Annotated in this window: 3 protein-coding genes; all 3 read left to right on the top strand. The window is 73.8% G+C overall.

The genetic code is table 11. The features are described from left to right. Positions 1-174: 174 nt before the first annotated feature. Positions 175-7,665, top strand: coding sequence for an SDR family NAD(P)-dependent oxidoreductase (locus ACH4ZA_RS35740; protein WP_398433312.1), 7,491 nt, complete (start codon positions 175-177; stop codon positions 7,663-7,665). A 109-nt stretch (positions 7,666-7,774) separates the two neighbouring features. Further along, positions 7,775-8,842: a glucose-1-phosphate thymidylyltransferase gene (locus ACH4ZA_RS35735; RefSeq protein ID WP_398433311.1), complete on the top strand. Its 1,068-nt coding sequence runs from the start codon at positions 7,775-7,777 to the stop codon at positions 8,840-8,842. Continuing rightward, positions 8,839-9,633: a futalosine hydrolase gene (locus ACH4ZA_RS35730; RefSeq protein WP_398433310.1), complete on the top strand. Its 795-nt coding sequence runs from the start codon at positions 8,839-8,841 to the stop codon at positions 9,631-9,633. Before ACH4ZA_RS35735 ends, ACH4ZA_RS35730 begins: the two co-directional genes overlap by 4 nt. The last annotated feature ends 2 nt before the right edge of the window (positions 9,634-9,635 follow it).

Below are 9,635 nucleotides of genomic sequence, written 5' to 3'. Positions count from 1 at the left end.
ACGGTGCCGATCGGTGAGACGGTCGAGGCTGTGGGTGGGGATGCGGTGGTGGTGGGGTCGTTGCGTCGGGGTGAGGGTGGTCTGGAGCGGTTCTATCTGTCGTTGGGTGAGGCGTGGGCGGGGGGTGTGGGGGTTGACTGGGGGCCGGTGTTCGAGGGGTTGTCGCCGTGTCGGGTGGAGTTGCCGACGTATGCGTTCCAGCGCAGCCACTACTGGCTGGAACCGGCCACCCGGCAGACCGTTGACGCCGGCGGGACGTTCGGCGGGATGAGCCTTCTCGACGACGGGTTCTGGGCCAGCGTGGACAGCCATGATCTCGATACCCTGGCTGACAGCCTCGGACTCGACGACGTGCGCTCACTCGCCGAGGTGGTGCCCGCCCTGTCGTCCTGGCGACGGGACCGGCTCCACCACTCCACCCTCGACGGCTGGCGATACCGGGTCGCTTGGCGGCCCCGCACCGAACAGCCCGCACGCGCCCACGAGTTGGCGAACACGTGGCTGCTCGTCGTACCGGCCGGACATGAGGACGACCCCCTCGTGAGGGATGTTTGCGCCGCGATCGGCGACAGGTCCGCCGAGGCCCGTGTTCTCGTCGTGGGCGGTCCGGACGCCGAACGTGACCGCATGGCCGACCTCGTACGCGCCCGGGTCGACGGCGTCGAGGTCGGTGGCGTGCTGTCGCTGCTCGCGCTGGACGAGTCCCCCTGGTCGGCGGAGGGCGTGCTGCCCACCGGCCTGGTCCTGACCACGACCCTGCTTCAGGTGCTCGGAGACGTCCGCCTGGACGCCCCGGTGTGGTGTGCCACGCGTGGCGCGGTCTCCGTGAGCCGCAGCGACCGTCTGACCAGCCCTCTGCAGGCCATGACCTGGGGTCTCGGCCGTATCGCCGCCCTGGAGTACCCGCAGCGCTGGGGCGGGCTCGTCGACCTGCCCGGCACGCTCGACGGCCGTGCGGCGCGCCGGCTGATTGGAGCGCTGTCCGGCACGCTCGAAGAGGACCATCTCGCGGTACGCGCTTCCGGACTCTTCGCCCGGCGGCTGGTGCGCGCCGGTGACGGGCCGCGGCCGGAGGGCAGTTGGCAGCCGTCCGGCACCGTCCTGGTGACCGGCGGAACCGGCGGGCTCGGCCGGCACGTCGCCCGCTGGCTCGCACGCGGTGGCGCCGAACACCTCGTACTTGCCTCCCGGCGCGGCCCCGACGCGTCGGGCGCCGACGAACTCGTCGCCGAGCTCGCCGAGTCGGGCACGTCGGCCACCGTCGTCGCCTGCGACGTCGCCGACGCCGACGCGGTGCGGCGACTGGTCGACGACCTGCCCGGCGGCGGCGCCCTCACGGCAGTGGTGCACACCGCCGGCATCATCGACGACGGCCTCATCGACGCGCTCACCCCGCAGCGCGCCCATGACGTCCTGCGCCCCAAGGCCGATGCGGCGCTCGCCCTCGACGCCGCCACCCGCCATCTCGACCTCGACGCGTTCGTGCTGTTCTCGTCGATGGCAGGCACACTCGGCGGTCCCGGACAGGGCAGTTACGCCGCGGCCAACGCCTTCCTCGACGCCCTGGCCGCAGGCCGCAGGGCGGAAGGACTGCCCGCCACCTCCATCGGCTGGGGAACGTGGGCGGGCGGCGGCATGGTCGGGGAGGAGGTCGCCGAGCGGCTGCGCCGGGACGGCGTGCCCCCGATGGACCCCGAACTGGCCATCGCCTCCCTGCAGAAGGCGCTGGAACAGGACGAGGAGTTCCTGATCGTCGCCGACGTCGACTGGAAGCTGATCACCGCCCGAGCGTTCGCCGCGCTGCGCGAGCTTCCCGAGGCCCGGGCGCCGCTGTCCACGGAGAGCGGCGAGAAGAAGGCCGGCTCCGTCGACGGGCCGCCGCTCGTCCAGCGCCTCGCGGGCCTGGCCCCGGCGGAGCGCCGTGCCGAGCTGGTGACCGAGGTCCGCGCCCAGGCCTCCGCCGTCCTCGGCCATGCCGATCCCGGCGCGGTCCCCGACGGGTGTGCCTTCCGGGACGTCGGCTTCGACTCGCTCACCGCCGTCGAACTGCGCAACCGGTTCGTGGAGGCCACCGGGCTGCGTCTGCCGGTCACGCTCGCCTTCGACCATCCCTCCGCAGGAGCCCTCGCCGCCTACCTGGACGGAGAACTGTTCGGCACGGAGGCGGCCGCCGAGTCGCTGCCCGCACTGCCGACGGCGGCCGTCGACGACGACCCGGTCGTCATCGTCGGCATGAGCTGCCGCTTCCCCGGCGGTGTCGTCTCGCCGGAGGATCTGTGGCAGCTGGTCGCCGACGGCGGCGACGCCATCACGCCGTTCCCCGCCGACCGCGGCTGGGACGTCGAGAACCTCTACGATCCCGACCCCGACAGCATCGGTCACTCGTACGCCCGGCACGGCGGCTTCCTGCACGACGCCGACCGCTTCGACCCCGCGTTCTTCGGGATCGCGCCCCGCGAAGCCGTGGCCATCGACCCGCAGCACCGGCTGCTGCTGGAGACGTCCTGGGAGGCGTTCGAACGCGCCGGGATCGATCCCGACCGCATCCGCGGCGCCCGCGCGGGCGTCTTCGTCGGCTCCAACTACAACGACTACGCCCGCCGTGCCCACAAGGCCCCCGAGGAGCTGGAGGGCTACCTGGCCACCGGCAGCGCCGGCAGCGTCGCCTCGGGACGCATCGCCTACACCTTCGGCCTGGAAGGGCCGGCCGTCACCGTCGACACCGCCTGCTCGTCCTCCCTGGTCGCCCTGCATCTGGCGGTGCAGGCCCTGCGGTCCGGGGAATGCGAACTCGCCCTCGCCGGCGGCGTCACCGTGATCTCCACCCCGGACACCTTCGTCGAGTTCAGCAGGCAGCGCGCCCTCTCGCCGGACGGCCGCTGCAAGCCGTTCGCCGCCCAGGCAGACGGCGCGGGCTGGGCCGAGGGCGTCGGCCTCCTCCTGCTGGAGCGTCTGTCGGACGCCCGCCGGGGCGGCCACCCCGTGCTCGCCACCGTCGCCGGCACCGCCGTCAACCAGGACGGCGCCTCCAACGGCCTCACCGCGCCCAGCGGACCCGCCCAGCAGCGGGTCATCCGCCAGGCACTGGCCTCCGCCGGGCTCTCCCCGCAGGACGTCGACGCCGTCGAGGCGCACGGCACCGGAACCACCCTCGGCGACCCCATCGAGGCGCAGGCGCTGCTGGCCGTCTACGGTCAGGACCGGCCTGCGGAACGGCCGCTGTGGCTCGGGGCGCTGAAGTCCAACATCGGCCACACGCAGGCCGCTTCGGGCGTCGCGGGCATCATCAAGATGGTGATGGCGATGCGTCACCGCGTCCTGCCGCGCACCCTGCACGCCGAACAGCCGTCCCCGTACATCGACTGGTCGTCCGGCGCCGTGCGCCTGCTGCAGGAAGAGCGCGACTGGGTCCCCGGCGACACCCCGCGCCGCGCGGGTGTCTCGTCGTTCGGGGTCTCCGGCACCAACGCACACGTGATCATCCAGGAACCCGAGGCCTTCGCCCCGGTGCAGTCCCGCCCGGCCGACAGCGCCCCCCGCACCCTGCCGTGGCTGCTGTCGGCCCGTGGCGACGCCGCCCTGCGCGCCCAGGCCCGCCGTCTCCTCGCCCACATCGCCGCCCGCCCGGACAGCGCTCCGGCCGACCTGGCGCTGTCCCTGGCCACCACACGCGCCCACCACGACGACCGCGCGGCCGTCGCCACCGGCGACACCGCCGCACTCGTCGACGCGCTCACCTGCCTCGCCGAGGGCCGCGAGCACCCGCTGCTGGCCACCGGCCGGGCCCGCGGGGGCAAGGTGGCCTTCCTCTTCTCCGGACAGGGCAGTCAGCAGGCGGCCACCGGACGAGTCCTGTACGAGCGGCACGAGATCTTCGCCGACGCCCTCGACGAGGCCTGCGCCCACCTCGACGCCGAACTCGAACTCCCCCTGCGTGACGTCCTGTTCGCCGAAGCGGGCAGTCCCGAGGCGGCGCTCCTGGACCGCACCGACTACACCCAGGCAGGACTCTTCGCCGTCCAGGTCGCCCTGTACCGCCTGCTGGAGAGCCTGGACGTACGGCCCGACGCGGTGCTCGGCCACTCGGTCGGCGAGATCGCCGCGGCCCACGTGACGGGAGTTCTCACCCTGGAGGACGCGTGCCGGCTCGTCGCCGTGCGCGGAAGACTCATGGGGAACCTGCCGACGGGCGGCGTCATGATCTCCGTCCAGGCCGGCGAGGAGGAGGTGGCACCGCTGCTCGCCGCCCACGAGGGCAGGGTCTGCGTCGCGGCGGTCAACAGCCCGCTCGCCACCGTCCTGTCCGGCGACGAGGAAGCCGTCGCCGCGGTGGCGGCCGAACTGGCCGGCCGTGGCCGCAAGACACACCGTCTGCAGGTCGGCCACGCCTTCCACTCCCACCACATGAACGACATGCTCGACGAGTTCGCCGCACACACGGCACTCGTCGGTCACGCCGCCCCCGTCCTGCCGGTGGTCTCCACGGTCACCGGCCGCCCCGTCACCGCCGACGAGCCGATGGACGGCGCCTACTGGGTCCGCCAGGTGCGTGACGCAGTCCGCTTCCACGACGGCGTTCGCACCCTGGAGGAACAGGGCGTCACCACCTACGTCGAGATCGGCCCGGGCGGTGTGCTGACCGCGCTCGCCGGAGACTGCGTCGACGGCGTCGCCGCACTGGTGCCGACACTGCGGCGCGACGAGGAGGAAGACGCCTCGCTGACCAGCGCGCTCGCCCGGCTGCACACCCACGGCCACCGCGTCGACTGGGACGTCTGGTTCACCCCCTCGGGGGCCGTCCGCACCGACCTGCCCACCTACCCCTTCCAGCGGCGCCGCTACTGGCTCGAGGCGACCGGCCCCGACAGCACCCGCACGGACCTGGACCCCGTACGCCATCCGCTGCTCACCGGCGCTGTCGCCCTCGCCGACGGCTCGGGCGTCGTGCTGACGGGAACCGTCTCCGTGAACGACAGGCCCTGGCTCGCCGACCACGCCCTGGACGGCCGCATCCTCTTCCCCGGCACCGCGTTCCTCGACCTCGCCATGGAGGCGTGCGGACACGTCGGCGCCGCCCGGATCGGCGACCTCACCCTCCAGACGCCGCTCGTGCTCCCCGAGAGCGGCAGCGTCCAGCTCCAGGTGTCCGTCGCGGCGCCCGACGGCAACGGCGACCGCGCCCTCTCGGTGCACTCCCGACCCGCCACCGGCACCGCCTGGACGCGGCACGCCGACGGCACCCTCACCGACACGCCGTCGGCCGCCGCTCCCGCACCTCTGCCGGCCGCCTGGCCGCCGGCGTCCGCCACTCCGGTGGACGTCAGCGGCCTGTACGAACGCATCGCCGCCGGCGGCTTCGCCTACGGCCCCGCGTTCCGCGGACTGCGCGCGGCCTGGCGCGACGGCGACGACGTGTACGCCGAGATCGCCCCCGAGGAAGGCGAACACCTGCAGGGCGCCGAACGGTTCCGCGTCCACCCCGCCCTGCTGGACGCCGCCCTGCACACGGTGGCCCTGGCTCCCGCCGCAGGCACCGGCACCGTCCTGCCGTTCGCCTTCTCCGACGTCGTCCCGCACTCCGCCGGCGCCACCGCGCTGCGCGTGCGTCTCACTCCCGTCGGCGAGCACACCTACCGGGTGGGCATCCTCGACGGCGGGGGACACCGGGTCGCCGACATCGACGGGCTCACCCTGCGCCCCGTGGACACCAGCGCCCTGCCGTCCGCTCCGGGGCGCGGCGCACTGCACCGGATCCGCTGGACGCCCGCCGGCACCGGCACGGCGCCCGTCGGCACGCCGCACCTCGTCGGCAGCGTGCTGCCGCCCGACGCACCGGCGTTCGGCGCCGCCGTCCGGCACCCGGACCCCGCCGCGCTGTACGCGGCCACGGGCACAGCCGTGCCCGCGACGGTCCTGGCGGCGATGCCCGACACCCGGTCCGACGCGGACGCCGACCTCGCCGCCGCCACGCGACGTGCCACCTCCCACGCGCTGAGCCTGCTCACCGACTGGCTGGCACAGGACGGCCTGGCGGCCTCCCGGCTGGTGGTGCTGACCCGCAACGCCGTCACCACCGGATCCGAGGACGCGCCCCGCACCGATCCGGCCCAGGCGGCCGTCTGGGGGCTGGTCCGCGCGGCGCGCGCCGAGAACCCGGGCCGCTTCGCCCTGATCGACCACGACGGCACCACGGCCTCGCTGGCACAGCTGCCCGCCGCGCTCGCCTCGGACGAGAGCGAGATCGCCCTGCGCGAGGGCTCCGCGCTCACACCCCGCCTCACCCAGGCGGCGCCGCCCGCCGAGACGGCGGACGCGGCCTTCGCGCACGGCACCGTCCTGGTCACCGGAGCCGGCGGCGTCCTGGGACGGGAGATCGCCCGCCACCTGGTCACCGCCCACGGCGTGCGCTCCCTGGTGCTGGCCGGACGGCGCGGCCCGGCTGCCGAGGGCATGGCCGAACTCCACGAGGAGCTCAGCGGCCACGGCGCCCGCGTCACCGTCGCGGCCTGCGACGTCGCCGATCGCGACGCCCTCACCGCCCTGCTCGGCGACATCCCCGCGGACCGGCCGCTCAGCGCCGTCGTCCACACAGCGGGCGTCCTCGACGACGGCATCGTGCAGTCGCTCACTCCCGAACGCGTCGACACGGTGCTGCGGGCCAAGGCCGACGCGAGCGTCCTGCTGGAGGAACTCACCCGCGACACCGGTGCCACGCTCGTGCTGTTCTCCTCGATCGCCGGAACCCTCGGCGGCGTCGGTCAGGGCAACTACTCGGCGGCCAACGCCTTCCTCGACGCCTTCGCCGCCCGCCGCGCCGCCGCCGGCCGCCGTGTGCAGTCCCTCGCCTGGGGTCTGTGGGCCGAACGCAGCGGCATGACCGGCAAGCTCGGCGAAGCGGACATGCGCCGCATCGCCCGCAGCGGTCTGCGGCCCATGGAGACCGGTCACGCACTCGCCCTGCTCGACGCGGCGCTGCGCTCCCGGGATCCGTACCACGCGCCCGTCGACCTCGACCCGGCCGCGCTGCGGGCCTCCGACGGATCGGTGCCGGACCTGGTGCGCGACCTCGTCCCCGCCCACACCCGGCACCGCGCCGCACCAGCCGCAGCCGCGTCGGCTGCGCCCGCGCAGGGCGAGCTGCGCACCCGCCTCGCCGGGCTCGCCCCGGACGCCCGGCACGCCGTCGTGCTGGACGCCGTACTCGCCCAGGCGGCCCTGGTCATCGGGTATGACAGCGCCGACTCCATCGACCCGGAAGGAGGCTTCCTGGACAGCGGGTTCAACTCGCTGACCGCCGTCGAACTGCGCAACCGCATCGGCGCCCTCGCGGGAGCACGACTGCCCGCGACCCTCATGTTCGACTACCCGACGCCGCAACGGCTCGCCGCGTACCTCCTGGAACGCGTCACCCAGGAGGCGCAGCCCGCCGCCTCCCCCGTCCTCGACCGTCTCGACGCCCTGGAAGCCCAGTTCACCGCGTCCGTCCTGGACACCGCCGTCCAGGAGCGGCTGCGCAGCAGGCTCAGCGGTCTGCTGGCCCGACTCGACGACGCGGCCGCCGGAACCGCCGTCGGCCCCGTGCCGTCGGCGCCGGGGCAGGCCGCGGACGAGGTCTCCGACGACGAACTGCGCGCCTTCCTCGAGGGCGACCTCGACGAGGTCTGAGCCGACCGGCCTCGTTGCGGCCCGGACACGGCGTCCGGGCCGCAACGGCCACCGTCTCTCACCCACCGTCTCCCACCCACCACCTCTCACCCGTCACCTGGATGGAACAGTGAAGGCTCTCGTGCTCGCGGGGGGATCAGGTTCACGACTGCGACCGATCACCCACACGTCCAGCAAGCAATTGGTCCCGGTCGCCAACAAACCGATCCTCTTCTACGGTCTCGAATCCATCGCCGCCGCGGGCATCACCGACGTCGGCGTCATCGTCGGCAGCACCGCCCCGGAAATCGAGGCGGCCGTCGGTGACGGCTCCGCCTTCGGCCTGACCGTCACCTACATCCCGCAGAGCGAACCCCTCGGACTCGCCCACGCGGTGCTCGTCGCCGAATCCTTCCTCGGCGACGACGACTTCGTCATGTACCTCGGCGACAACTTCGTGCTCGACGGCATCACCGACGTCGTCGAGGAGTTCCGCAAGGACCCACGCGACGCCCAGGTGCTGCTCACCCGGGTGAGCGATCCCACGGCCTTCGGCGTGGCGGTCACGGACGACAACGGCAACGTCCTCGTGCTCGAGGAGAAACCGCGCAAGCCGCGCAGCGACCTGGCCGTCGCCGGCGTGTACCTCTTCACGGCGGCCGTCCACGAAGCGGTGCGGGCCGTGGAGCCGTCCCCCCGCGGCGAGCTGGAGATCACCGACGCACTCCAGTGGATGATCGACCAGGGCATGGAGGTCCGCTCCACGGTCATCACCGGCTACTGGAAGGACACCGGCAACGTCACCGACATGCTGGAGGTGAACCGCACCCTCCTCGAACGCCTCCAGCCCTGTGTCAACGGCTACGTCGACGACGAGAGCGAGATCATCGGACGCGTCCGGATCGAGGCGGGCGCCGAGGTCCGGCGCTCCCGCATCGTCGGGCCCGTCATCATCGGCGCCGGCAGCGTCGTCAGCGACTCCTACGTCGGCCCCTCCACGTCGGTCGCGGAGAACTGCCGCATCTCCCACAGCGAGATCGAGTACTCGATCGTGCTGCGGGAGTCGTCCTTCGACCGGATCCGGCGTGTGGCAGCCTCCCTCATCGGCCGCAACGTCAAGGTCGCCGTCGCCCCCGGACTGCCTGCCACCCACCGCCTCGTCATAGGCGATCACGGGCACGTCCAGCTCTCGTCATGACCGCCGTACGTCTCCTCGTCGTCACCGCGGTACGAGCCGAACGCGACGCCGTCGCGAGAGGTCTGGGCCCTGCCCCGGCGGTCGGGTGCGGCGCCCTGCCGGGCCGCGAGATGCTCCGGATCCACTGCACCGGGGACGCCTCGTCCGTGCCGGCCGACCGCACGGCGGCGGGGCAGGGTTCCGTCCGGCACCGGCAGCTGGTCGTCGACCTGACGGCAGGGGGCGTGGGTCCCGCCGCCGCGGCAGGGGCGACCGACGCGGCACTCACCGCGGCGGCCGTCCGGGGCGACCGGTACGACCTGGTCGTCTCGACGGGCATCGCGGGGGGCTTCGCGCCGGTCGCCGACGTCGGCGCCGTCGTCGTCGCCGACCGCGTCATCGCCGCCGACCTCGGCTGCGAGACCCCCGACGGATTCCTCTCCGTGGACCGCCTCGGCTTCGGAACCTCCGAGCACACCTGCGCACCCCATCTCTCCGCGGCCGTCGCCAGAGCCCTCGGCGCCGTCCACGCCCCCGTCCTGACCGTCTCCACCGTCACCGGTACCGCGGAACGCGCCCGTTGCCTACGGCAACGCCACGGAGCCGCGGCCGAGGCGATGGAGGGCTTCGGCGTCGCCGAGGCCGCCGCCGTCCACGGCGTCCCGCTGCTGGAACTGCGCACCGTCTCCAACCCCGTCGGCCCGCGCGACCGCGCCGCCTGGCGTATCCCCGACGCCCTGACGGCTCTTCAGGACGCCTTCGCGGTCCTGCACACCGTGCTCGCCCGGGGAGCCCCGCCGCCGTACCTCTGAGC

This window comes from Streptomyces sp. NPDC020597 (assembly GCF_044335095.1).
Classification (GTDB): Bacteria; Actinomycetota; Actinomycetes; order Streptomycetales; family Streptomycetaceae; genus Streptomyces.
This window is presented reverse-complemented; position numbering and strand designations above follow the sequence as displayed.